The organism is Dorea sp. 210702-DFI.3.17, from assembly GCF_020560825.1.
Lineage (GTDB): Bacteria > Bacillota > Clostridia > Lachnospirales > Lachnospiraceae > Dorea > Dorea formicigenerans.
Genome location: NZ_JAJCNB010000001.1, coordinates 314,859 through 337,696, shown reverse-complemented (window position 1 = coordinate 337,696; position 22,838 = coordinate 314,859). Strand labels below are relative to the sequence as shown.

Here is a 22,838-nt window from a genome sequence, read left to right as displayed (position 1 = left end):
ACAAAATAAGTTTAACACGTTAAAGTATAGAACATAAATAAAAACAAATATTTATAGAAACCGTTGAGAAAGAGGAGTAGATAATCTGACGAAGTTTCAGAGAGCGGCAGGTGGTGTGATTGCCGTACTAAGTGGATGATCGAATGGACTTTCGAGGGCAGCCGGAAATTCTGAATGCAGAAGATTATGGTTTGTCGGGAACCGAACCCGTTATCAATCAGGAGTGTATGTTAGTACATGAGAAAAGTGGACATTATGTCAAGTTGAGTGGTACCGCGATAATAGATAATATTACCGCCTCAAACAGTTTGTTTGAGGCGGTTTTTTTGTATAATAGGAAATTGCATTTCCTATTATGCAAAAAGCCTCCGGCAGGATGCGCACTCGCGCGAATAAGAATTATGTCGCAAGCGACCGCGCTCGGCGCGAGAATGTGCCAAGGTACATTCTTTGTTTTATCCAGATAAATCCCTCAGAACATTTTCTCTCCTAACAAGTGGTCAGTCGGCTGGCGATATGCAGACTGCAGACAGGAAAAATTTAAACAAAGAAAAGGAGACAAAATTATGAAGAAAAAATTAGTAGCAGGATTATTAACAGGAGCAATGATGGCAGCATTACTGACAGGATGTGCAGGATCCGGAAACGACAAGAGCAGTGATGCAAAAGAAAGTTATACGATTGGAATTGAACAGTTTGCAGAGCATGGTTCCTTAGATAATTGCCGGGAGGGATTTTTACAGGGACTGGAAGAAGAAGGAATCAAAGAAGGAGATAACCTAAAAGTTGAGACGAAGAATGCAGCAGCAGATATGGGAACAGCAGGACAGATTTCCGATAGTTTTGTATCTGATAAAGTAGATCTGATCTGTGCAATTGCAACACCAAGTGCACAAAGCGCATACAACGCAGCAATGGATGCTGGAATTCCGGTCATTTATACAGCAGTTACAGATCCGGTTGCAGCAGAGCTTGCATCAGAAGATGGGACCCCGGCAGGAGAGGTGACAGGAACATCTGATAAACTTCCGGTAGAAGAGCAGATTAAGATGATCCGTGAGATGCTTCCACAGGCAAAGACAATCGGAATCATGTATACAACAAGTGAGGCAAACTCTGTATCAGCAATCAAAGAATATGAAGACCTTGTAGGTAAATATGATTTTGAACTTGTGACAAAAGGAATTACAACAACTGCAGATGTTTCTCTCGCAGCGGATGATCTTTTAAGTAAAGTAGACTGCATTACAAACCTGACAGATAATACAGTTGTTGCTTCTCTTCCAACGATACTTGAAAAAGCGAATGACAAGAAAATCCCGGTGTTCGGAAGTGAGATTGAGCAGGTAAAGATCGGATGCCTTGCAGCAGAGGGAATCGATTACATTTCTCTTGGAAAACAGACTGGTAAAATGGCGGCCCAGGTATTGAAAGGTGAGAAAAAAGCATCAGAACTTAATTTTGAGACAATTACAACTCCAGGATTCTATGTGAACAATAAAGTGGCAGAGAACCTTGGAATTACAGTTCCAACAGATCTTTCAGACAATGCAGTAGAAACATTTGACGAGATCACACAGAACAAGTAAACGGAGGCATTTTCATGAATCTTATCGTAACCATATTAGAACAAGGTCTTATCTATGGAATTTTATCACTTGGACTTTACATTACATATAAAATACTGGATTTTCCGGATTTGACAGTAGACGGAAGTTTTCCACTGGGGGCGGCTGTAACAGCAGCCCTCATTACAAGAGGAGTGAATCCATATCTGACGCTTCCGGTGGCATTTGCAGCCGGTGTGCTGGCAGGTATCTGTACAGGGCTTATCCATGTAAAATGCAAAGTACGTGATCTTCTGTCAGGTATTATTATGATGACAGCTCTGTGGACCATGAATCTGTATATTGCAGGAACGGCAAATGTACCGCTGTTTTCACAGCAGAGTATTTTTAAAAATGATTTTATAAATGGACTTCCGACAGGAATAAAACCATATATGACTCTGATTTTGATTCTGGTTCTGACGATAATCTGTAAAATCCTTCTGGATCTTTACATGCAGACAAAATCAGGCTATCTGTTAAGAGCAGTAGGAGACAATCATGTGCTTGTAACTTCTCTTGCAAAAGACCAGGGAAATGTAAAGATTCTTGGACTTGCTATTTCAAATGGACTTGTCTCTCTGGCAGGCTGTGTATTTGCTCAGGAGGAGCGAGTGTTTGAGATTTCTATGGGAACAGGAGCAATGGTCATTGGACTTGCGAGCGTCATCATTGGAACGAGTATCTTTAAAAAGATTTCATTTGTGAAGACAACAACGGCAGTTCTGGTTGGCTCGATTATTTACAAAGCATGCGTGGCAGTGGCAATCCGTAACTTTGAGCCACAGGCAATGAAGCTTATTACAGCAATATTATTCCTAGTTGTTCTTGTAATCAGCATGGGTGGAAAGAAGAAGGTGAAAGGAAATGCTTGAATTAAAAGGAATTTCAAAGTATTATAATGTAGGATCCGTCAATGAGATGTGTCTTTTTCAGAATTTTAATCTGAATATTGAAAAAGGAGAATTCCTTTCCGTAGTCGGAAGCAATGGTTCCGGAAAGACTTCCATGTTGAATATTATCTGTGGAAGTATCCCGGTTGAGTCTGGACAGATTCTGATCGGGGATACAGATATTACAAAAGAAAAAGAATATAAGAGAAATAAAAGAATCGGCCGTGTTTATCAGAACCCGTCCATGGGCACGTGTCCAAGTATGACAATTCTGGAAAATATGGCACTGGCAGACAATAAAGGAAAATTATATGGTCTTGGACGTGGGACGAATAAAGCTCGGATAGAATATTACAGAGAGCAGCTTGCCCAGCTTGGTCTTGGACTGGAAGATAAGATGGACGTGAAAGTCGGTTCTTTATCCGGAGGTCAGAGACAGGCAATGGCACTTTTAATGTCCACTATGACACCGATTGAATTTCTGATCCTTGATGAACATACAGCAGCACTGGATCCAAAGACGGCAGAGCTGATCATGCAGCTCACTGATAAGATTGTAAAAGAAAAACAATTGACAACGATTATGGTCACACACAATCTACGCTATGCAGTAGAATATGGGAATCGCCTCGTGATGATGCATAATGGTCACATGATACTGGACAAAAAGGGCAAAGAGAAAGAAGACATGGCAATCGATGATATTCTTACCTTATTTAATGAAATCAGTATTGAATGTGGCAATTAATACGGGAGATTTCAAAAAAATGTAAGGAAAAAAAGGAGAACATATGATGGCAAAGAGAATCGCACAGTTTCACAAAGTAAGTTTTGAACAGTTCGCAGAAGGATTTAAGGACACCTTCGGAGAAATGAAAGAAGGGGAATTAAAGGAAATTTATCAGTCGATCAAGCTTCCAAAACGTGCAACGGCCGGATCTGCCGGATATGATTTCTATACACCGATCCCGATTGTGCTCGCACCAGGGAAAACAGTAAAGATTCCGACTGGAATCCGCGTGGAGATGCAGGAAAACTGGGTGTTAAAATGCTATCCGAGAAGCGGACTTGGATTTAAGTACCGTCTGCAGCTTAATAATACGGTAGGAATTATCGATAGCGATTATTTTTACTCAGACAATGAAGGACACATTTTTGCAAAACTTACGAATGATTCCAATGAAGGAAAGACTGTAGAACTGGAAGCAGGAAGTGGGTTTATGCAGGGAATCTTTGTGGAATACGGAATTACAATGGATGATGATGTAACAACTGTGAGAAATGGCGGGTTCGGAAGTACATCCCAGAGATAATTAGAAGGATTACTGAAAAATGTCAGGGCATCAAGTATGATACTGCAAGTTTCAGACATACTATTATCATAGATTTTGACTTATTATTACTTTTCAAGATATACCGATTAACAGATGAAACAACGAAAAGAAAATGTAAGTAGAATTTTAGAAGATGAGGGTAAATGTATGGCTGACAAGACAAAAGTTTTTTCAAAAAGAGATAAAAATGTAGACTATATGAATCAGATGCTGCCGGTAGAAGACAGTTTTGATATCGTTCAAAGGGATATACAGATTGGAGGAAAAGACGCTACATTTTACTTTATAGATGGTTTTACGAAAGATGAGTCTATGTTAAAAATCATGGACTCTTTTTTTAATATCAAAGAGGAAGATATGCCAAAGGACGCAGCGGCGTTCGCAACGACCTGCATTCCCTATGTGGAAGTGGACGTGATCGGGGATTTTGATCAGATTTTCCGGAATCTTTTGTCAGGAGTCACGTGTTTGTTCATTGACGGATATCAGGCTTGCCTTGCCATCGACTGCAGAACATATCCGGCGAGAAGTGTGGATGAACCGGACAAGGATAAATCTCTCCGTGGTTCCAGGGACGGGTTTGTGGAGACAATTGTATTTAATACCGCCCTCATGCGGCGGCGTATCCGTGACCGGCATCTTGTTATGAAAATGCTGGAGGTTGGAGAAAGTTCCAGAACGGATGTGGCACTTTGTTATATGGAAGACCGGGTAGATCAGGAACTTTTAAAGAATTTAAATTACCGGATCCGGGATATCAAAGTGGATGATCTTCGCATGAATCAGCAAAGTCTGGCAGAGTGCCTGTTTAAACGGAAATGGTACAATCCATTCCCGAAATTTAAATTTACAGAGCGGCCGGATACCGCAGCTGCCTGTCTGCTGGAAGGGAAAGTCGTGATCCTGGTGGACAATTCACCGTCTGCAATGATTCTGCCAACGTCAATTCTGGATATTATTGAAGAAGCAAATGATTATTATTTTCCGACGTTGACGGGCATGTATTTGAAAATATCCCGGGCGCTTATTACATTTCTGACCATCTTTCTGACACCAGTGTTTTTGTTATTTATGCAGAATTTGAGCTGGCTGCCGAAAATTTTTGCATTTGTGGCGGTAAAAGATACTGTCAACATTCCGCTTATTTTTCAGCTTTTGATGCTGGAAGTAGCTATTGATGGTCTGAGGCTTGCAGCGCTGAACACCCCGAGCATGCTTAGTACGCCTTTGAGTGTGATTGCCGGTCTTGTTATGGGAGAGTTCTCCGTGAAGTCCGGATGGTTTAACGCAGAAGTTATGCTGTACATGGCATTTGTGGCAGTTGCGAACTATACGCAGCCTAATTTTGAGCTTGGATATGCGTTAAAATTTATGAGACTGGAATTACTGGTACTGACTGCGGTATTTAACTGGATTGGATTTCTGGCAGGAACGGTGATTGTGATCTGCAGCATCTGCTTTAACAAAACGCTGTCCGGACGGAGTTATTTGAATATCAGATTGAATTAAAACATTAGAATTGTGTGATATAGCCTCTGGCAGGATTGCAGAGGTGCACAGTAGAAGTATGTCATGCAAATTGCATGACGCGCACCTCGCAGCAAGAATGCCGAGGCATTCTTGAAGTTAATAGCAAATATAAGAAAAATTTTGCAACCTTCCTATAAACATGATATGATATTGCATAGGTGAGTATGGCATTTATACACTGCCAAAAAGCGGTTATATAAGGAGGACTTGCGATGAGCGACTATATTATTACTGTAAACAGTACCGTAGATACAACGAGAGAATGGCTGACCGAGAGAGGCGTGCCGTATATTCCGTTGAAATATACAATTGATGGACAGACATATTCGGATATGGAAGGTCTGTCTTCAAAAGAATTCTTTGACAAATTAAGAGAAGGGAAAACGTCTACTACTTCCCAGATCAATCCGGACGAAGCACGTGAGGCGTTGGAGCCATATCTGAAAGAAGGAAAAGATATTTTGCATCTTTCATTTTCATCTGGATTAAGTGGAACATGCAACAGTATGAAAATTGCGGCAGAGGAACTTCAAGAGGAGTATCCAGAACGTAAGATTATTGTAATTGATACACTGTGTGCATGTCTGGGAGAGGCGTTACTTCTATATTATGTATTAAAACAAAAGGAAAACGGGGCAACGATTGAGGAGGCTGCAAAGTGGGCAGAAGAGAATAAGCTTCATATTTGCCATGATGTAACAGTGGATGATCTGAATCATCTGCATAGAGGCGGACGTGTGTCCAAGACAAGTGCTGTGCTTGGAACAATGGTACAGATTAAACCAATCATCATTATGGATGATAATGGATGTCTGAAAGTAGTTGGCAAAGAGCGTGGCAGAAAGAAGTCTCTGAACAAGATCGTAGATATGGCCGCAAAGCAGGCAGAGGGATATGAAAATGAGATCATAATGATCACACATGGTGATTGCCCGGAAGATGCAGAGTATGTTGCAAAAAGAGTTCAGGAAAAAATGGGAATCCAGAACATTTATATTAACAATATCGGAACTGTTATCGGAGGACATACCGGTCCGGGTGTTGTAGCAGTATTCTGTATGGGAGATAAAAGAGAAGTAAAGCTGTAAGGTCAGCATAGGAAAGTGTTGAAATGTCAAAAAGTCAAAAATATTTCAGGAAAAGTCAAAAAAGTTGTTGACACTACAGGATTGATGTGTTAATCTATCACTTGTGTGAAACAAAAACAAAGTAGAGTATCCACTCTCACCATAGCACAATCGGGTGACTATTGGTCAGATATTGAGCTGATAACCATAATAGGATTATGATGCAGATATATAAGTGGATAGTCTCGAACTATTCACTTATTTTATTTTTATGATGGGGGTGCACGACAATTAGCGATTTAATGATTAACGGACAGATCAGAGACAAAGAAGTAAGAGTAATTGCAGAGAACGGAGATCAGTTAGGTGTAATGCCGGTTAAGGAAGCCATGAAACTGGCTCAGGAAGCTGAATTAGATCTGGTCAAGATTGCTCCAAAGGCTCAGCCACCTGTATGCAAGATTATCGACTATGGTAAATACAGATATGAGCTTGCAAGAAAAGAAAAAGAGGCTAAGAAGAAGCAGAAAACCGTTGAGGTGAAAGAAGTAAGAATTTCACCTAACATTGATACCAACGACCTGAACACGAAGGTAAACAATGCAAAGAAATTTATCGCAAAAGGAAACAAAGTAAAAGTTACATTACGTTTCCGTGGTCGTGAGATGGCACATATGCAGCAGAGCAAGCATATTCTTGACGATTTTGCCGAGATGCTGGCAGAGGTTGCAGTAGTAGAGAAGCCGGCCAAACTGGAAGGTAGAAGTATGAGCATGGTTTTAACTGAAAAACGTTAAAAATAATTACATGTAATTTCATTAAAGGAGGAACTATATCATGCCAAAAATTAAAACAAGCAGAGCAGCAGCAAAGCGCTTCAAAAAGACAGGTACAGGAAAATTAAAAAGAAATAAAGCTTACAAGAGCCATATCTTAACAAAGAAGTCTACTAAGAGAAAGAGAAACTTAAGACACGCTACAATCGCAGACGAGACAAACGTAAAGAACATGAAGAAAATCTTACCATATTTATAAGATTTTCAGCAGATAGATTGAAGGAGGAAAATAAGACATGGCAAGAATTAAAGGCGGACTTAACGCTAAAAAGAAACACAATAGAACTTTAAAATTAGCAAAAGGATACAGAGGAGCACGTTCTAAACAGTACAGAGTTGCAAAACAGTCTGTAATGAGAGCTCTTACATCTTCATATGCAGGAAGAAAACAGCGCAAACGTCAGATGCGTCAGCTCTGGATTGCTCGTATCAACGCAGCAGCCAGATTAAATGGACTTTCTTACAGCAAGATGATGCACGGACTTAAAGTTGCTGGTGTAGATATCAACAGAAAGATGCTTGCAGAGATGGCTGTTAATGATGCAGAAGGATTTGCAACACTTGCAGAGCTTGCTAAAAGCAAAATCGCTTAATTAAATTAAGAATACTTATTTGAATAAGAATAAATCAGAGGACAAGATGTATATATTTTGTTCTCTTTTTTTTGTTTTTTTATCTACAACTGCACTTGCATTATTCACAAAGATTATATAATATAGAAAATAGAGAGCAAAATGTAGAAAAAAGTATTGGAGGGTTATCGATTATGAAGATATTAGTCGTAATTGACATGCAGAATGATTTTATTGACGGTGCGCTTGGAACAAAAGAAGCTTAGGCAATTGTGCCCAAAGTGGCAGAGAAGATCAAGAATTTTGATGGAAAGGTGTTCTATACCCGTGATACACACGATGAAAAATATTTGGAGACACAGGAAGGAAAGAATCTTCTGGTTAAACATTGTATCCGTGGTACAGATGGATGGAAACTGACTCCGGAAATTGATGTACTCTGTGAAGGAGATATTTTAAATAAATCATCATTTGGAAGTATTGAACTTGGATTTAAGCTGAATGATTACAGAAGTAATCTTCGTGTCATTAAGAATGAAAGAGTGGAGAGTATTACACTGATTGGTGTCTGTACAGATATTTGTGTGATCTCTAATGCAATGATTCTTAAAGCCTTCTTCCCGGATAAACCGATTATCGTTGATGCAGCATGCTGTGCCGGATCAACACCAGAAGGCCATAAGAATGCACTGGCAGTCATGAAGACATGTCAAATTCAGATTGAAAATGAAGAATAAGATTATTCAGGATAGATCAATCTTTCATCAGTAATATCGTTCAGAACTTCGGCCAGATACTTTTTGGAAAGGTATTTGGCCATTCCTAAATTCTGATCTAGGTAGTTGCCACAGTCACGGGCAGCGGCACCAGGAATATCGCCTTCGAATTCAGCGATAAATGTAAACATACGCTTCATTAGAGGAACGATGTCGCGAGACTTGTATTCACCTGCAAGTACAAGGTAGAAACCAGTACGACAGCCCATAGGTCCGAAGTAGATGTCTTTTTCACCGAATTCCGGATCGTTTCTGAGGAATGTTGCGCCAAGGTGTTCAATGGTGTGCATCTCTGCAGTGTTCATAACAGGTTCGCGGTTCGGGGCAGTCATACGAAGGTCAAAAGTTGTAACCGGATTGCCTGCAACATAATCTACGCGAGATACGTAGACGCCAGGTAACAGTTTCAGATGATTTATGGTGAAACTTGTGATTTTTTCCATAATAAAATACTCCTTTTCATTGTGATTTATTGTATTGGAACATTAGAATATGCATCAATACAATAATACCAGTATAACATTTGGCAGACAGATATGCTAGAAAAATGCGAGATTGAAATGCAAAATTTGTTTTTGCAAAATAGAATTTTAGGGAACAGGTGACAGATTATGAAGTTATATTTAGTCAGACATGGACAGACAGACTGGAACAAAGAAAAAAGGCTACAGGGACAGGAAGACATTCCGTTAAATGATTTTGGAAGACATCTCGCAAAAGAGACAGGGATCGGTCTTCGCAATGTCAGATTCGATCTTTGTTTTTCAAGTGACTTAAAAAGAGCACTGGAGACGGCTAATCTGATTTTAGATGAAGGAAGCAGTAAAGTTCCAATTATTATGGATAAAAGACTGAAAGAAATTGCCTTTGGTGAATGGGAAGGAAAAAGTGTAGCAAGAAACCAGATGGAAGTTCCGGACGAATTCCTGAAATTCTACGATGATCCGGAACATTTTGTAGGAGCACCGGGTGGAGAATCCTTTGCAGAAGTAAAAGAACGTACAGATAATTTCCTTAAATGGCTTGTAGGACAGGAGGAATACGGAGATAAAAATATTCTTTTGGTCACACACGGAGTTGCGCTGGCAACATTACTCAATAATATAAAAAAAGCACCATTATCCGAACTTTGGGCTGGCAGCATTCATAAAAACTGCGCAGTCACAGAAGTAGAAATCAAAGGCGAAGAAATGCAGATACTGTCCGAAAATCAGGTATATTACGAAGATGAGGTGCCGGATTGGGCGCGATAAGATATTCTATCAGTCTCATGTAATGAATAAGTAAATCTGCCTCAAATCTCAAGATCACAATGAACGTGGATTATTTTCTATATTTGTTTCGCCGCTTATTTTCGTCTTGCTATGTAAACTCGCCTAAAAAACAGGCTCAGACAGTACATATCAAGACGAGCTAGGCTCACAAATAGTACGAAAATAAATCCAATGTTCATCTCTGATCTTGAGAATTTGTGCAGATTTATTTTGTTTTACCCGACAGGTTGAGGCTTATATAATATCTGGAATCTTGAAAGAGGAAAAAGTTTTGAGATTTTCAAGTTATTATTTTTCTAAATACCTCATCAGATTCTCATAGTTTCGCTTCATAAGGTGATATCCATGTTCGTAAAATTCTCTTAGAACGTCACAGTCCTGCTCCAGTCTTGATACGGTTGGGACGAGTGGACGCAGTACGAAAATCCGTCCTTCATGTTCTAATTTTTCGATGAGCTCCAGTTCTTTGTTATACATATAATTCCGGCGGATCATAGTCTTGACAGCCTCCGGATATTTGCCATAAGCGCGGCGATATAACTTTGCCATGCCTTTTGTCATTGACTTTTTGCGATATCCCGGATTGCGAGTCAGAATCACAACAATCTTCTCATTGTTCTGATGCAATGCATGTCGGATTGGAATGGAATCTGCAAGTCCGCCGTCCAGATAAGGTACATCGTCAATATTAACCATAGGACACAGAAGAGGCATGCTGCTTGATGCCCGGCAGATGCGTAACAGTCTGTCAAAATCTTGTGTTTCAATCATATATTCTGCTTTTCCGGTAATGCAGTTCGTTGTGACCTGCTCGCAGACCACGCCTTGTTCACAGGATTTCTGAAATGTTTCGAAATCAAATGGAAAGATTTCGCGTGGGTACTTGTCAAAAACCATGTCCATATCCAGAAGACTCTTTTCACGCATGAAATCACGAAGATTATTGTGATAGTTGTATTCTTTATCTTCCACGATCATACAGTTTCGTGTACGCCCAATCTGTTTTGACACGTAATCTACGGCATTACATGCTCCTGCAGAAACACCAATAACGTGGGAGAGATAAGTATCCTGTTCCATAAGATAATCTAAAACTCCCGAAGTGAATACACCTCTGGTGGCACCGCCTTCCAGTACGATTGTTGCATTTATCATAATCAACACCTCTTGTTTTGTAATAATTCGATAATAGTTTTCGGTGAAACATGATTCAAAGGCAGGGATTCCTGACTTTGGAAACATTTTCTAAGTGATATTATATAACGAAAAATAGAATCATGAAAATGCCTTTTTACAAAAAATCAGTTAAAAATGCAGGAAGTAGATAAAAAGGCAGTAAAAAGATGCGACGGAAATAGAAAAAGTGCGTAAAGTGCCGAAAAACAGTGGTTTCCCGGCTTGCTATTTTGACGTATCTTTGGTAAGATATTCATCGTATGAGCTAAAACGTGATTGATAGATAAAAAGGAGCAAATATAATGATCAGTACAAGTAATATTACATTACGAGTTGGGAAAAAAGCATTATTTGAAGACGTTAATATTAAATTTACAGAAGGGAACTGTTATGGTCTGATCGGTGCCAATGGTGCAGGTAAGTCTACATTTTTAAAGATTCTTTCCGGACAGCTTGAGCCGACCAACGGAGAAGTCATCATCACTCCGGGACAGAGACTTTCATTCTTACAGCAGGATCACTTCAAATATGACGAGTATCCGGTTCTTGATACAGTTATGCTTGGAAATGCGAGACTGTACGAAATTATGAAAGAAAAAGAAGCAATCTATGCAAAGGAAGATTTTACAGACGAGGACGGTATCAAGGCAAGTGAGCTGGAAGCAGAGTTCGCGACCATGAATGGCTGGGAAGCAGAGTCTGATGCAGCAACATTGTTAAATGGTCTTGGAATCGGAACAGAACTTCACTATGAGATGATGAAGAACTTAAATGGTCCTGAGAAAGTAAAGGTTCTGCTTGCACAGGCATTATTTGGTAATCCGGATATCCTGCTTCTCGACGAGCCTACGAACCACTTGGATCTGGATGCGATCGCATGGCTTGAGGAATTTTTGATCAACTTTGAAAACACAGTCATCGTTGTATCACATGACCGTTATTTCCTGAATAAAGTCTGTACACAGATTGCAGATATTGACTATGGTAAGATTAAGCTCTATGCCGGAAACTATGACTTCTGGTATGAGTCCAGCCAGCTTCTCATCCGCCAGATGAAAGAGGCGAACAAGAAGAAGGAAGAGAAGATCAAAGAGCTGCAGGAATTTATTTCAAGGTTTAGTGCAAATGCTTCAAAATCCAAGCAGGCTACTTCAAGAAAGCGTGCATTGGAGAAAATCCAGCTTGATGATATCCAGCCATCCAGCCGTAAATATCCATACATTGATTTCCGCCCGAACCGTGAGATTGGAAATGAAGTATTAACAGTAGAAGGACTGAGCAAGACCATTGACGGAGAAAAAGTATTAGACAACATTTCTTTTACATTGGGACATGATGATAAAGTCGCATTTGTCGGAAGTAACGAGCTTGCCAAGACAACACTGTTCCAGATTCTTATGGGAGAGATGGAGCCAGATGAGGGAACATACAAATGGGGCATCACAACTTCACGGGCATATTTTCCATTAGACAGTGGAAGTGAGTTTGATAATGACTATTCAATTGTAGACTGGCTGACACAGTACTCTGAAGAGAAAGATGCGACTTATGTACGTGGATTCCTCGGACGTATGCTTTTTGCCGGAGATGACGGAGTAAAGAAAGTGAAAGTTCTGTCCGGAGGAGAGAAAGTGCGCTGCCTGTTATCCAAGATGATGATTTCCGGTGCAAATGTACTGATTTTTGATGAGCCTACGAACCACCTGGATATGGAAAGTATCACAGCACTGAACAATGGAATGACAAAATTCCCAGGTGTCATTCTCTTCTCATCAAGAGACCACCAGATTGTTCAGACAACTGCAAACCGTATCATGGAAATTGTTCCGGGCGGAAAGATGATTGACAAGATAACAACATATGACGAATATCTGGAAAGTGATGAGATGGCAAGAAAACGTCAGACATACACAGTCCAGAATGACGACGAAGACTAAAAAGTAAATTTAATATGTAGAGATGAAAAGACTGTAACTTGTAAGATTGAGTTGCAGTTTTTTTTGTATAATAGTGAGAATTGCATTTTCTATTATATCAGATGGGAGATGACCCAATCTCTATAGGTGGTAAGAAACAAACTGGTATCAGTGGTGGGAGTCAATCACCCCAGCTGATGGAGGCATTCTTGAAAAGAAACCTCAACAGGCTCTTTTATTATATGATGGAATTTGTTATACTAAAATCGTATGATGATAGGGTAAAATATCATTACAGTTTAAATACAGGGAGTATAAGATTATGAGAAATATAAAAATTACAATTGAATATGATGGCAGCCGTTATCAAGGCTGGACAAGACTTGGAAAAGATGAATCTAACAACACAATATCTGCCAAGATTATTGATGTATTAGGGAAAATGACTGGTGAAAAGAATATTGAGCTGAATTGTGGCTGCCGTACAGAAGTCGGTGTACATGCTTACGCACAAGTGGCGAATTTTAAGACTTCTTCTAATCTGAGTACAAAAGATATTCAGCATTATCTGAATCGGTATCTGCCAATGGATATTGCAATTACGGAAGTTGAAGAGGTTCCGGATCGTTTCCATGCCCAGTTGAATGCAGTATCAAAAACTTATGTTTACCGTATGACGATTATGGATGTTCCAAGTGTTTTTGAGCGTAAGCATACTTACCATTGCTTTAAGACACCGGATAAAAAGGCAATGCAGCAGGCTGCTCTTTTATTTATCGGAGAACATGATTTCCGTAATTTCTCTACTGCAAAGAAGAGCAAGAACACGACACGTGAGGTCTACGACATTGACATTTATGGAGATAATGAGGAAATGCAGATCCTCATTCAGGCAGACGATTTTCTGCACAACATGGCAAGACTTATGATCGGAACACTTCTGGATATTGGGTTTGGACTTCGAAAGAAAGAAGATATTGAGGCAATTTTTAACGGAGAAAAGACAGTTGGAAATCCTTGTGATCCGAAGGGACTGTATTTACAGGAAGTAGAATATTAATATGAAAGTAGAAAGCAGAAAAGTATCGGATTCCAGAGTAGAGACCGTTCATATTGTAAGACCAAACCATCTGAATGCAGCAGGACGTCTGTTTGGCGGCATGCTCATGCAGTGGATTGATGAGGTGGCTGCACTTGTGGCAAAACGTCATACCCACACAAATGTGACGACTGCAAGTGTGGATAATTTAAGTTTTTTAAAAGGAGCTTATCCAGGTGACAGTGTTGTGATCATTGGCCAGCTTGTCTATGTGGGACGGACTTCCATGGACATTAAGGTGGATAGCTATGTAGAATCCATGGATGGCACAAGAACATTGATTAATCATGCTTATCTGACAGTGGTAGCACTGAATCAAAACGACCATCCGATTCCAGTGCCAAGGCTTGAACCTACAACAGAAGATGAAGCCGCAGAATGGGAAGAGGCAAAACGACGCAGAGAACTTAGAAAATCACTGTAATTTTATAATGATAAAAGAGATGAGAGAGCTGGGATTATTTCCCGGCTCTCTTAGCATATCCGGAAACCATCCGGACCATGCGGTCAATCTGTGCCTGCTCTTCCTTTGATTTTCCATCTTTTAAGATTTCCAGAACAAAGGACATTTCCTCCGGAGAAAAAGTGATTCCCTTTTTATGTGCACTGCTGATCAGAGACATCATGACCGGGGCGAGTGATTTCCCGTTTTTCCCCTCTGTCTGTTTCGCAGCAAGCTTTATCAGCTCCAGTTTCACAGGATCCATATTTTTCAGTGCCGGGTGGTTCAACCATTCATTCATTGTTAAAAACTCCTTTCATAAAATCCATAGGGGAGAAACCATTTTCCCCATCGGAATCAGAATTCATAGTCTGCATCATTTCCATCATATTCATGAGCTCTTCCATTTGTGACATCTGCGTCTGTTCTTCCGGGCTTAAACAGGATTTTAACTGCTCCAGGACGGAACCAGGATGGTCTGTATTTAGAAATCCATAGAAATGTTCCATCGTAGCTTTCAGTTCCGAAAATTTTATGTAGATAGCTAAGGAGCGCTGCATGGAAGCTGGTGCAAAAGGCAGCATCAGCTTTAGTGTATAAAGAGAAGAGGAAGTAACAAGCATGTCAAAAGGAGTCATTAATTTGGGCTTCTGATCCATAAGCGCTCCTTAAATTATCGTTGTAAATATATATGTGATTTGAATGGAAATTATGAAAAACGGGCATATTTTATAGTAAGAAGATATTTTAAGGTGCTAGTGGAAGTGCGTAGCAGGAAGCAATCTTAAGGCATCATATGAAAGGAGATTAAAAATGAGTAGAAAGTTGATTATAGATGGAAATGCCGTATACGAACTGGATGAAAATTGTATGCTGAAAAAGAGACTGGAAGATGTACAGACGGAAAAGAACCAGATGGAAGAGAGGAGAAGAACTCAGGAGAATTTGAACGAATATAAACGTATGCTCAGGATGCGGCAAGGGTAGTTGTAACATTCGGAAAAATGTAACAGAATTGTAAGAAATCTGTAATGGCAATTCCTGAAATAGTATGGTAATCTATCGACATGCGGATGATGCTTCTTTATCATCCGCAAAATGTATCTGCAAATTTCAATCATTTCGGAGCCTAATAGTAATCAGGTAATATTCCAAAGTGGTGAATAAGTGACAATAATATGTTTATAGCAATATATCTTGAATATATTTTGAATATGAGATAATATAATTATATATCAGCTGGGAGATGACTTCAACCTCTATAGGTGGTGAGAAACAAGCTGGTATCAGTGGGGGAGTCAATCCCCCAGCTGATATAGCCTCCGGCAGGATTGCAGAGATGCGCAGTAGAAGTATGTCATGCAATTGCATGACGCGCACCTCGCAGCAAGAATGCTGAGGCATTCTTGAATTCTTTCGGACATATTACATTTGTCAAAGAAAGGAGAACGAAGAAGATGAAAAAAGACGTAGAAAACATGATGCAGCCGGACAGAGTGGCAGAGGCAGTGACTTATCTAGCAGAGAAAAAGAAGCAGGGAGAGTATACCATCTCGGATTACTATGCCATTCCTGAAGATGTGAGGGCTGAACTGATTGATGGTGTGATCTATGATATGGCACCGCCTCTAAGCGTACATCAGTTGCTGTCGGCTAAAATACATGGATATTTAGCAAGATACATAGAGAAAAAAGGCGGATCATGTATTCCGTTTTTTGCACCAATAGGTGTGCAATTGGATAAAGATGATAAGACAATAGTAGAGCCGGATATTTTAATTGTGTGTGACAGAAATCAGATTACGAGACGTGGGATTTACGGAGCGCCGGATTTTGTGATAGAGATTTTATCTGAAAGTACAAAGAAGAAAGACTCTTATCTGAAATTAATGAAGTATCAGAATGCCGGGGTACGGGAATACTGGCTTGTTGATCCGGAAAAGAAAAAAGTAATCGTCTATGATTTTGAACAGGAAGAAATTCCGAAAATCTATGGATTTGATACGCAGGTTCCAGTTGGAATATTTGGAGGAGAATGTAAGGTGGATTTTGCAAAAATCTATGAAGAAATCAGATTTATATATGAGAAAGAAGAAAAATAGAACGAGGGAGATTCAACCGAATCTCCCTCATTTTGACTTTATAAAAAGTCTACACTACACTTTGAAAGATGTGAACTAGCAGCAGTCGTTGCCGCAGCCGCATCCACCGCAGCCACCACATCCGCCACAACCATTGCCGAGTCCACCGCAGCAGATGAGTAATAAGATGATCCACAGGCAACTGTCATTGCCGTATCCGCCACAGCCATTGCCGCATCCGCCACAGCAGATAAGCAATAAGATAATCCACAGGCAGCTATTATTTGCAAATCCGCAATCATTACCGCATCCGCAGCCATTTCCTCTTCTTCCGTCATCGCATCCACAGCCACAGTTTGTTGCGCTTAAATCGCTCATGTCAATTCCTCCGCATAAAGAATATTTACACTATATCCTATGTCTGCGGAGAAAATGTGTGAATAAATTATATCTTTTAATATTGCGCATTACATTAGACTTTACAGGAAAGCTGTGAGTAATAACATAACATTTTAATAATGCTTGGGGCTTTAGTAGCGCAGCAACTTCTTCACGGAATGCTGATAGCGGTAAGCCCGGTTCTGTAGTTTTAACTTTTCAATTTTGTTCATATCATTCTTTTCATGCTCATCATAAAGCTTCAGAAGATATGCAAGATTATAATTCCGGTTCTGATACCATTTGAACAGAAGCCAGTTCATAATATCCGGATACCAGTAGCGCTCCGGAATTTTTGCTTCGCGCAGCAGAATGATATGATGCAGTGCCTGGATCGCAAGTTCACCTAGTTTGGCGGCGTTTTCTCTTTGGTGGAACAGGGCATTGCTTTGCTCGATGATGTCATATAAGGCACCGGCTGCTTTCCAGTAAGTTACAAATGTAGGATGATCTGGGTCTTCAACTTCTTCAGATTCTTCATAGAGATTAAATGTCTGCATTTTCGAAGGACGGTTTCCACGGATTTCCCGGTCATATTCGGCACGCTTTACCGGATCGGAAAGAACAAGGTAAGCCTCCAGAATTTCCTGCATCTTATCAGTTGTATCAATTCCGTTCCTCATATTGACGTCCGGGTGATAACGCTTGGCCAGTTTATTTTTAGCCAGTGTAATCTCCTGTGCGGACGCCTTTACGGAAACTTCAAGTATATCATAATAGTTTTTGGATTCCATAAATTTCCTCCCCTTATGGTGTCACTATTTACTCCCCAATAATTAGCAAGAATATCATACGACAAATGCGTGAAGAAATCAATTTCTATTTCGTCGAATATTCTATTTTTAAAGGAAATATTTTGGAGAGACATTTATGGATCGTGTAAAAAAGATGGTGCATTATTGGTGTGATGATATAAAAAAAGCAGGGCTTACCGGAAAAGGGGTGACGGTTGCGGTTCTGGATACCGGACTTGCGCCGCATCCGGATTTTAAGAGCAGGGTTGTCGGCTGGCGGGACTGTATATATAGGAAAGAAAAATGTTATGATGATAATGGACATGGAACTCATGTGGCAGGGATCTTAGGTGGAAGTGGACAGATGTCCGGTGGGATTCTGTCCGGAATTGCTCCGCTTTGTCGATTTGTTATTGTAAAAGTGTTGGATCAAAAAGGGGAGGCAAATGTAGCGAGTATTCTTGCAGGTCTTAAGTGGGTGGAAATGAATCACAGAAAATATAAGATACGGATTGTGAATCTGTCAGCAGGAGCTGGGGAAAATCTGGAGCCCGGGAAAGAAAAAATGTTGATCGAAGCTGTAGAACATCTATGGGACTTAGGTCTGGTTGTTGTGGTGTCGTCGGGAAATAACGGACCGGGAGAAGGAACCATTGCAATTCCGGGAAACAGTCGTAAAGTGATTACGGTCGGCGCTGTAAAAACAGAAAAAGCAGAGAAGGGGAGCTGTTCGGGAGCCGGTCCTACGAAAGAATGTGTAGTGAAACCGGACGTAATAGCACCGGGATACCAGATCATTTCCTGCAACAGTCAGATACACGGAAAGAAAGATGCGTATACGGTAAAAAGTGGAAGTTCCATGGCGACCCCGGTCGTGTCCGGTGCTGTTGCTTTATTGATGGAAAAATATCCGAGGATTACCAATGTAGAGGTGAAATTAAGACTCAGGGAGACGTGCATACATTTACCCGGAGCAGGCGAACAGGGGTGGGGGATGCTGAATATCCGCGATTTTCTGAAACTTTAGAAGTCTAAAGAGGAAGGAATAGGGATTGTATGCGAGAAAATACAATAAAAATATAAGTGTAAAGAAAAAATACTTGACACCATGAGGCGTATCGTGTATGATAACACAGGTGATAAATGTGAATGAGATTCTAAAACAGGCTCTTCTGTTTGATTTCTATGGAGAATTACTGACAGATCATCAGAAAGAGATATACGGACAGTTTCTATTAGAGGATCTCTCCCTTGGGGAGATTGCCAGGGATGCCGGTATCAGCAGACAGGGAGTACATGATATTGTAAAGCGGTGTGAACAGTCACTGGCAGGATATGAAGAAAAGCTTCATCTTGTTGAGAAGTTCATGACCGTGAAGAATAAAGTAAAACAGATTGATGAATTGCTGGATGAGTATGAGAAAGAACGCAGGGAAGATATTTTAAGCGGAATTCGAATCTTGTCCGGAGAAATCATAGAGGAGTTATAGTATGGCGTTTGACAGTCTGACAGAAAAACTGCAGAATGTATTTAAGAATCTTAGAAGTAAAGGAAGACTTACGGAAGCAGATGTGCAGGAAGCGTTAAAGGAGATTAAGCGTGCGCTTCTGGCGGCAGATGTAAACTTTAAGGTTGTAAAGGATTTTATTAAGACTGTTCAGGAAAGAGCGGTCGGCCAGGATGTTATGAATGGTCTGAATCCGGGTCAGATGGTAATTAAGATTGTAAATGAAGAACTTTGTAATCTGATGGGATCTGAGACAACCGAGATCAAGCTTCAGCCGGGAAGTGCCATTACAGTGATTATGATGGCAGGTCTTCAGGGAGCAGGTAAGACGACTACAACAGCAAAGCTTGCCGGGAAGTTTAAGTTAAAAGGCAAGAAACCGCTTTTGGTTGCCTGCGATGTTTATCGTCCTGCAGCAATTAAGCAGTTACAGATCAACGGGGAAAAGCAGGGTGTGGAAGTATTTACCATGGGTGACAACCATAAACCGGCGAATATTGCAAAGGCTGCAATTGAGCATGCCCAGAAGAATGGCAATAATCTGGTGATCCTTGATACGGCAGGACGTCTTCATATCGATGAAGATATGATGGCTGAGCTGGAAGAGATTAAGAATACTGTTACTGTACATCAGACAATTCTTGTTATTGATGCTATGACCGGACAGGATGCGGTCAATGTGGCAAAAGAATTTGACGAAAAGATTGGTGTAGACGGTGTGATCGTGACCAAACTGGACGGTGACACAAGAGGTGGTGCTGCGTTATCCGTTAAGGCAGTAACCGGAAAACCGATTCTGTATGTCGGTATGGGCGAGAAGCTTTCTGATCTGGAGCAATTTTATCCGGATCGTATGGCAAACCGGATTCTCGGTATGGGAGATGTCTTATCTCTGATCGAGAAGGCGGAGGCAGAACTTGACATTGACGAGGACAAAGCAAAAGAGATGTCCAAGAAGATGAAAAAAGCCCAGTTTGATTTTGATGATTATCTTGAGAGCATCAAGCAGATGAAGAAGCTTGGAGGACTTGGAAATATCATGAACATGTTGCCGGGACTTGGCGGTATGGGAATGGGCAAGATGAAGGGTCTTGGCGATGAGCAGATGGATGAAGCAGAAAAAGGTATGGCACGTATGGAAGCTATGATCCATTCTATGACACCGGCTGAGAGAAGAGATCCGGATCTTTTAAATCCATCAAGAAAGCACAGAATCGCAAAAGGAGCAGGTGTAGACATCAGTGAAGTGAACCGTATGATCAAGCAGTTCAACGAAGCAAAGAAGATGATGAAGACATTTGCAAAACCAGGCAAAAAAGGCAAGTTCAAGTTGCCTTTCTAAAAATGGTATATGGTGCAAGGCACTTTATATAATAAAACTATTAAAAATAAATATTTTCATTTATGGAGGAAAAGAACAATGGCAGTAAAAATCAGATTAAGAAGAATGGGACAGAAGAAAGCACCTTTTTATAGAATCGTAGTAGCAGATTCCAGAGCCCCAAGAGATGGAAAGTTCATCGAGGAGATTGGAACATATGATCCAAACCTTGAGCCAAGCGGAATTTCTGTAGATGAGGAAGCAGCTAAGAGATGGTTAAATACAGGAGCTCAGCCGACAGAGGTTGTAGGAAAGATCTTTAAAGCAGCTGGAATTGAGAAATAGATAATTCGTGCCTGGAGGTACAAAGATGAAAGAGTTAGTTGAAGTTATTGCAAAAGCTCTTGTCGATGATCCGGAAAGCGTAACGGTAAACGAACGCACGGAGAAGAAGACAACTATCCTGGAAGTACGTGTTGCAGATTCTGATATGGGGAAAGTAATCGGAAAACAGGGACGTATTGCCAAGGCTATCCGTTCAGTAGTAAAAGCAGCGGCAGCGAAGGAAGACAAGAAAGTGATTGTAGATATTCTGGATTAATCAGGATGGATATAGGGACAGACCGGGTTTTACCAGGCCTGTCTCTCTTTATGAAGAAAGAAATGTGTCCGCCAGAACAGTGAAAGTTCTTCGGACGTTACCAGATATAGATATATACGAATTGATTCGAAAAAGCGGAGGAATGTATGGAACAGTTATTGCAGGTAGGTGTCATCACACAGCCACACGGGGTGCGCGGAGAAGTGAAAGTCTTTCCGACTACAGATGATCCGGTAAGATTTAAGAAACTGAAAAAAGTAATTCTGGATACGGGAAAAGAAAAGCTGGATCTGGAAGTGGAACATGTGAAGTTTTTTAAGCAGTTCGTTATTGTAAAATTTAAAGAATTTGACAATATTAATGATATTGAGCGTTATAAACGCTGCCCGCTGCTCGTGACGAGAGAAAATGCTGTGCCGTTGGAAGAAGATGAGTATTTTGTTGCAGACATGATCGGCATGAAAGTTATAACAGAAGATGGAACAGAATTCGGAACACTGAGTGACGTGATGGAAACAGGGGCGAATGATGTCTATGTGATTGATTCAAAGGAGCATGGAGAGGTTCTTATGCCTGCAATTAAAGAATGTGTTCTGAACGTAGATATGGAAAGTGGGATCATTACTGTTCATCTGATGAATGGTCTGATTTAAGGAGTGTAATCATGCAGTTTTATATTATGACGTTATTTCCGGACATGGTAATGGACGGTCTGAATACAAGTATTATCGGACGTGCCATGGATAAAGGACTTTTGGATATAGAAGCGGTAAATATCAGAGACTATGCATTTAACAAACACAACAGCGTAGATGATTATCCTTATGGTGGGGGAGCAGGTATGCTGATGCAGGCAGAGCCAGTGTATCAGTGCTATGAGGCTGTGAAAAAGAAAATAGAAACGAAAGCTTTGCTAAGCGATCCGGGTACCAGGAAAAGCCCGCGTGTGATTTATCTGTCTCCACAGGGAAAGACATTTAACCAGACGATGGCAGAGGAATTTGCCCAGGAAGAAGATCTGGTATTTTTGTGCGGACATTATGAAGGAATTGATGAACGGGTATTAAATGAAGTTGTCACAGACTATGTGTCGATTGGAGACTATGTCCTGACTGGCGGAGAGCTTCCGGCTATGATTATGATCGATGCGATTTCCAGACTGGTGCCGGGGGTTCTGCATAATGATGTGTCCGCAGAATTCGAGAGCTTTCAGGATAATCTTCTTGAGTACCCACAGTATTCCAGACCGGAGATCTGGCATGATAAGCAGGTGCCAGCCATACTTTTGTCCGGTCATCATGCGAATATAGAAAAATGGCGCAGAGAGCAGTCTGTGATCCGCACAGCAAAGAACCGTCCGGATCTGATTGAAAAAGCCAAACTGACAAAAGAAGAGCAGAAGCTGGCAAAAGAAATTATGCTTGAAGCTACAGGACAGTAGAATTTAGAAAAATGTCAATTTACAATCTGTAAAGATTAAAAACATTGAATGGATTGCCGGAAAAATAAATGAAAAAATAAAATTAAAAACTTCTTGCAACATAAAGAAGTTTGTGATAAAATATAGCATGTTGTGAAGAAAAACGAGATGGTCCTCTGGTACATTTTGTATTAAGAACGTCCAATTAAACAA

General features: G+C 40.5%; 28 protein-coding genes, 1 pseudogene and 1 other annotated feature. Of the genes and pseudogenes, 23 read left to right on the top strand and 6 right to left on the bottom strand.

Features of this window, described 5'->3' with window-relative positions:
* Positions 1 to 54: 54 nt before the first annotated feature.
* Positions 55 to 305: a binding site (T-box leader), on the top strand.
* Positions 306 to 566: 261 nt separating this feature from the next.
* From LI149_RS01655 to LI149_RS01610, 10 genes and pseudogenes are all read left to right on the top strand, one after another.
* Complete coding sequence (locus LI149_RS01655; RefSeq protein WP_173786073.1) at positions 567 to 1,589, top strand: ABC transporter substrate-binding protein; 1,023 nt, start codon at positions 567 to 569, stop codon at positions 1,587 to 1,589.
* Positions 1,590 to 1,603: 14 nt separating this feature from the next.
* Positions 1,604 to 2,482, top strand: a complete 879-nt coding sequence (locus LI149_RS01650; protein ID WP_005333065.1) for an ABC transporter permease — start codon at positions 1,604 to 1,606, stop codon at positions 2,480 to 2,482.
* Positions 2,475 to 3,248 carry an ABC transporter ATP-binding protein gene (locus LI149_RS01645; RefSeq protein WP_168933284.1) on the top strand — a complete coding sequence of 258 codons (774 nt, stop codon included), beginning with the start codon at positions 2,475 to 2,477 and terminating at the stop codon, positions 3,246 to 3,248. The genes LI149_RS01650 and LI149_RS01645 overlap by 8 nt, the downstream gene beginning before the upstream one ends.
* A 43-nt stretch (positions 3,249 to 3,291) precedes the next feature.
* Positions 3,292 to 3,813, top strand: a complete 522-nt coding sequence (locus LI149_RS01640; RefSeq protein ID WP_227078377.1) for a deoxyuridine 5'-triphosphate nucleotidohydrolase — start codon at positions 3,292 to 3,294, stop codon at positions 3,811 to 3,813.
* A gap of 168 nt (positions 3,814 to 3,981) precedes the next feature.
* Entirely contained in the window at positions 3,982 to 5,343 is a 1,362-nt protein-coding gene (locus LI149_RS01635) for a spore germination protein (RefSeq protein WP_005339277.1), read from the top strand.
* Positions 5,344 to 5,576: 233 nt separating this feature from the next.
* A complete protein-coding gene (locus tag LI149_RS01630; protein ID WP_173786072.1) occupies positions 5,577 to 6,452 on the top strand; it encodes a DegV family protein in 876 nt (291 codons plus the stop codon).
* A gap of 281 nt (positions 6,453 to 6,733) precedes the next feature.
* A complete protein-coding gene (gene infC, locus LI149_RS01625; protein ID WP_005333055.1) occupies positions 6,734 to 7,228 on the top strand; it encodes a translation initiation factor IF-3 in 495 nt (164 codons plus the stop codon).
* Between the two features lie 40 nt (positions 7,229 to 7,268).
* Positions 7,269 to 7,466 carry a 50S ribosomal protein L35 gene (gene rpmI / locus LI149_RS01620; RefSeq protein WP_005333054.1) on the top strand — a complete coding sequence of 66 codons (198 nt, stop codon included), beginning with the start codon at positions 7,269 to 7,271 and terminating at the stop codon, positions 7,464 to 7,466.
* Positions 7,467 to 7,503: 37 nt separating this feature from the next.
* Positions 7,504 to 7,860 carry a 50S ribosomal protein L20 gene (gene rplT / locus LI149_RS01615; protein WP_005333053.1) on the top strand — a complete coding sequence of 119 codons (357 nt, stop codon included), beginning with the start codon at positions 7,504 to 7,506 and terminating at the stop codon, positions 7,858 to 7,860.
* Positions 7,861 to 8,033: 173 nt separating this feature from the next.
* Positions 8,034 to 8,576, top strand: a pseudogene (locus tag LI149_RS01610) (cysteine hydrolase family protein).
* A 2-nt stretch (positions 8,577 to 8,578) separates the two neighbouring features.
* Here LI149_RS01610 and LI149_RS01605 read toward each other — a convergent pair.
* Positions 8,579 to 9,058 (bottom strand): S-ribosylhomocysteine lyase, encoded by a 480-nt coding sequence (locus LI149_RS01605; protein ID WP_119210509.1) that lies wholly within the window; start codon positions 9,056 to 9,058, stop codon positions 8,579 to 8,581.
* A 168-nt stretch (positions 9,059 to 9,226) separates the two neighbouring features.
* On the opposite strand from LI149_RS01605, the gene LI149_RS01600 reads away from it, so the two are divergent.
* Complete coding sequence (locus LI149_RS01600) at positions 9,227 to 9,868, top strand: histidine phosphatase family protein (RefSeq protein WP_168933286.1); 642 nt, start codon at positions 9,227 to 9,229, stop codon at positions 9,866 to 9,868.
* A 309-nt stretch (positions 9,869 to 10,177) separates the two neighbouring features.
* Here the strand turns inward: LI149_RS01600 and LI149_RS01595 are convergent, their stop codons facing one another.
* Positions 10,178 to 11,044 (bottom strand): patatin family protein, encoded by an 867-nt coding sequence (locus LI149_RS01595; RefSeq protein WP_173786071.1) that lies wholly within the window; start codon positions 11,042 to 11,044, stop codon positions 10,178 to 10,180.
* Positions 11,045 to 11,367: 323 nt separating this feature from the next.
* On the opposite strand from LI149_RS01595, the gene LI149_RS01590 reads away from it, so the two are divergent.
* From LI149_RS01590 to LI149_RS01580, 3 genes are all read left to right on the top strand, one after another.
* A complete protein-coding gene (locus tag LI149_RS01590; RefSeq protein ID WP_005333046.1) occupies positions 11,368 to 13,002 on the top strand; it encodes an ABC-F family ATP-binding cassette domain-containing protein in 1,635 nt (544 codons plus the stop codon).
* Between the two features lie 301 nt (positions 13,003 to 13,303).
* Positions 13,304 to 14,041, top strand: a complete 738-nt coding sequence (gene truA, locus LI149_RS01585) for a tRNA pseudouridine(38-40) synthase TruA (protein WP_022279092.1) — start codon at positions 13,304 to 13,306, stop codon at positions 14,039 to 14,041.
* Position 14,042: 1 nt separating this feature from the next.
* Positions 14,043 to 14,504, top strand: coding sequence for an acyl-CoA thioesterase (locus LI149_RS01580; protein ID WP_005333043.1), 462 nt, complete (start codon positions 14,043 to 14,045; stop codon positions 14,502 to 14,504).
* Between the two features lie 34 nt (positions 14,505 to 14,538).
* Here the strand turns inward: LI149_RS01580 and LI149_RS01575 are convergent, their stop codons facing one another.
* Together LI149_RS01575 and LI149_RS01570 are read right to left on the bottom strand one after the other, a co-directional pair.
* On the bottom strand, positions 14,539 to 14,823 hold the full coding sequence (locus tag LI149_RS01575) for a hypothetical protein (RefSeq protein ID WP_022279094.1): 285 nt from the start codon (positions 14,821 to 14,823) through the stop codon (positions 14,539 to 14,541).
* Positions 14,816 to 15,181, bottom strand: coding sequence for a hypothetical protein (locus tag LI149_RS01570; protein WP_168933288.1), 366 nt, complete (start codon positions 15,179 to 15,181; stop codon positions 14,816 to 14,818). The genes LI149_RS01575 and LI149_RS01570 overlap by 8 nt, the downstream gene beginning before the upstream one ends.
* Before the next feature lie 154 nt (positions 15,182 to 15,335).
* Here LI149_RS01570 and LI149_RS01565 point away from each other — a divergent pair, with 154 nt between their 5' ends.
* Together LI149_RS01565 and LI149_RS01560 are read left to right on the top strand one after the other, a co-directional pair.
* On the top strand, positions 15,336 to 15,509 hold the full coding sequence (locus LI149_RS01565; RefSeq protein ID WP_005339299.1) for a hypothetical protein: 174 nt from the start codon (positions 15,336 to 15,338) through the stop codon (positions 15,507 to 15,509).
* Between the two features lie 470 nt (positions 15,510 to 15,979).
* Positions 15,980 to 16,624, top strand: coding sequence for a Uma2 family endonuclease (locus LI149_RS01560; protein WP_173786069.1), 645 nt, complete (start codon positions 15,980 to 15,982; stop codon positions 16,622 to 16,624).
* 75 nt (positions 16,625 to 16,699) lie between these two features.
* On the opposite strand, the gene LI149_RS01555 is transcribed toward LI149_RS01560, so the two are convergent.
* Together LI149_RS01555 and LI149_RS01550 are read right to left on the bottom strand one after the other, a co-directional pair.
* Complete coding sequence (locus tag LI149_RS01555) at positions 16,700 to 16,981, bottom strand: hypothetical protein (protein WP_029731650.1); 282 nt, start codon at positions 16,979 to 16,981, stop codon at positions 16,700 to 16,702.
* Positions 16,982 to 17,133: 152 nt separating this feature from the next.
* Positions 17,134 to 17,775 (bottom strand): J domain-containing protein, encoded by a 642-nt coding sequence (locus LI149_RS01550; protein ID WP_168933290.1) that lies wholly within the window; start codon positions 17,773 to 17,775, stop codon positions 17,134 to 17,136.
* A gap of 136 nt (positions 17,776 to 17,911) precedes the next feature.
* Here LI149_RS01550 and LI149_RS01545 point away from each other — a divergent pair, with 136 nt between their 5' ends.
* The 7 genes from LI149_RS01545 to trmD all read left to right on the top strand — a co-directional run bounded on the left by LI149_RS01545 (position 17,912) and on the right by trmD (position 22,646).
* Complete coding sequence (locus LI149_RS01545) at positions 17,912 to 18,802, top strand: S8 family peptidase (RefSeq protein WP_147566909.1); 891 nt, start codon at positions 17,912 to 17,914, stop codon at positions 18,800 to 18,802.
* Between the two features lie 97 nt (positions 18,803 to 18,899).
* Positions 18,900 to 19,265: a YlxM family DNA-binding protein gene (gene ylxM / locus LI149_RS01540; RefSeq protein WP_168933291.1), complete on the top strand. Its 366-nt coding sequence runs from the start codon at positions 18,900 to 18,902 to the stop codon at positions 19,263 to 19,265.
* A 1-nt stretch (position 19,266) separates the two neighbouring features.
* On the top strand, positions 19,267 to 20,625 hold the full coding sequence (ffh, locus tag LI149_RS01535) for a signal recognition particle protein (protein ID WP_005333015.1): 1,359 nt from the start codon (positions 19,267 to 19,269) through the stop codon (positions 20,623 to 20,625).
* Positions 20,626 to 20,703: 78 nt separating this feature from the next.
* Positions 20,704 to 20,949: a 30S ribosomal protein S16 gene (gene rpsP / locus LI149_RS01530; RefSeq protein ID WP_005333014.1), complete on the top strand. Its 246-nt coding sequence runs from the start codon at positions 20,704 to 20,706 to the stop codon at positions 20,947 to 20,949.
* Between the two features lie 25 nt (positions 20,950 to 20,974).
* Positions 20,975 to 21,205 (top strand): KH domain-containing protein, encoded by a 231-nt coding sequence (locus LI149_RS01525; protein ID WP_005333013.1) that lies wholly within the window; start codon positions 20,975 to 20,977, stop codon positions 21,203 to 21,205.
* A 146-nt stretch (positions 21,206 to 21,351) separates the two neighbouring features.
* The gene (gene rimM, locus LI149_RS01520; protein WP_005333007.1) at positions 21,352 to 21,858 is read left to right on the top strand and encodes a ribosome maturation factor RimM; all 507 of its coding nucleotides are present in this window, start codon (positions 21,352 to 21,354) and stop codon (positions 21,856 to 21,858) included.
* Positions 21,859 to 21,869: 11 nt separating this feature from the next.
* Entirely contained in the window at positions 21,870 to 22,646 is a 777-nt protein-coding gene (trmD, locus tag LI149_RS01515; protein WP_118145727.1) for a tRNA (guanosine(37)-N1)-methyltransferase TrmD, read from the top strand.
* The last annotated feature ends 192 nt before the right edge of the window (positions 22,647 to 22,838 follow it).

Coding starts and splice junctions, on each gene's coding strand:
- trmD (WP_118145727.1), top strand. CDS start 21,870: ATGCAGTTTTATATTATGACGTTATTTCCGGACATGGTAATGGACGGT.
- ffh (WP_005333015.1), top strand. CDS start 19,267: ATGGCGTTTGACAGTCTGACAGAAAAACTGCAGAATGTATTTAAGAAT.
- LI149_RS01640 (WP_227078377.1), top strand. CDS start 3,292: ATGATGGCAAAGAGAATCGCACAGTTTCACAAAGTAAGTTTTGAACAG.
- LI149_RS01630 (WP_173786072.1), top strand. CDS start 5,577: ATGAGCGACTATATTATTACTGTAAACAGTACCGTAGATACAACGAGA.
- truA (WP_022279092.1), top strand. CDS start 13,304: ATGAGAAATATAAAAATTACAATTGAATATGATGGCAGCCGTTATCAA.
- LI149_RS01565 (WP_005339299.1), top strand. CDS start 15,336: ATGAGTAGAAAGTTGATTATAGATGGAAATGCCGTATACGAACTGGAT.
- LI149_RS01635 (WP_005339277.1), top strand. CDS start 3,982: ATGGCTGACAAGACAAAAGTTTTTTCAAAAAGAGATAAAAATGTAGAC.
- rplT (WP_005333053.1), top strand. CDS start 7,504: ATGGCAAGAATTAAAGGCGGACTTAACGCTAAAAAGAAACACAATAGA.
- LI149_RS01655 (WP_173786073.1), top strand. CDS start 567: ATGAAGAAAAAATTAGTAGCAGGATTATTAACAGGAGCAATGATGGCA.
- LI149_RS01590 (WP_005333046.1), top strand. CDS start 11,368: ATGATCAGTACAAGTAATATTACATTACGAGTTGGGAAAAAAGCATTA.
- LI149_RS01580 (WP_005333043.1), top strand. CDS start 14,043: ATGAAAGTAGAAAGCAGAAAAGTATCGGATTCCAGAGTAGAGACCGTT.
- ylxM (WP_168933291.1), top strand. CDS start 18,900: ATGATAACACAGGTGATAAATGTGAATGAGATTCTAAAACAGGCTCTT.
- LI149_RS01550 (WP_168933290.1), bottom strand. CDS start 17,775: ATGGAATCCAAAAACTATTATGATATACTTGAAGTTTCCGTAAAGGCG.
- LI149_RS01600 (WP_168933286.1), top strand. CDS start 9,227: ATGAAGTTATATTTAGTCAGACATGGACAGACAGACTGGAACAAAGAA.
- LI149_RS01555 (WP_029731650.1), bottom strand. CDS start 16,981: ATGAGCGATTTAAGCGCAACAAACTGTGGCTGTGGATGCGATGACGGA.
- infC (WP_005333055.1), top strand. CDS start 6,734: ATGATTAACGGACAGATCAGAGACAAAGAAGTAAGAGTAATTGCAGAG.
- LI149_RS01645 (WP_168933284.1), top strand. CDS start 2,475: ATGCTTGAATTAAAAGGAATTTCAAAGTATTATAATGTAGGATCCGTC.
- LI149_RS01650 (WP_005333065.1), top strand. CDS start 1,604: ATGAATCTTATCGTAACCATATTAGAACAAGGTCTTATCTATGGAATT.
- LI149_RS01575 (WP_022279094.1), bottom strand. CDS start 14,823: ATGAATGAATGGTTGAACCACCCGGCACTGAAAAATATGGATCCTGTG.
- LI149_RS01545 (WP_147566909.1), top strand. CDS start 17,912: ATGGATCGTGTAAAAAAGATGGTGCATTATTGGTGTGATGATATAAAA.
- LI149_RS01570 (WP_168933288.1), bottom strand. CDS start 15,181: ATGGATCAGAAGCCCAAATTAATGACTCCTTTTGACATGCTTGTTACT.
- LI149_RS01525 (WP_005333013.1), top strand. CDS start 20,975: ATGAAAGAGTTAGTTGAAGTTATTGCAAAAGCTCTTGTCGATGATCCG.
- rpmI (WP_005333054.1), top strand. CDS start 7,269: ATGCCAAAAATTAAAACAAGCAGAGCAGCAGCAAAGCGCTTCAAAAAG.
- LI149_RS01595 (WP_173786071.1), bottom strand. CDS start 11,044: ATGATAAATGCAACAATCGTACTGGAAGGCGGTGCCACCAGAGGTGTA.
- LI149_RS01560 (WP_173786069.1), top strand. CDS start 15,980: ATGAAAAAAGACGTAGAAAACATGATGCAGCCGGACAGAGTGGCAGAG.
- rimM (WP_005333007.1), top strand. CDS start 21,352: ATGGAACAGTTATTGCAGGTAGGTGTCATCACACAGCCACACGGGGTG.
- LI149_RS01605 (WP_119210509.1), bottom strand. CDS start 9,058: ATGGAAAAAATCACAAGTTTCACCATAAATCATCTGAAACTGTTACCT.
- rpsP (WP_005333014.1), top strand. CDS start 20,704: ATGGCAGTAAAAATCAGATTAAGAAGAATGGGACAGAAGAAAGCACCT.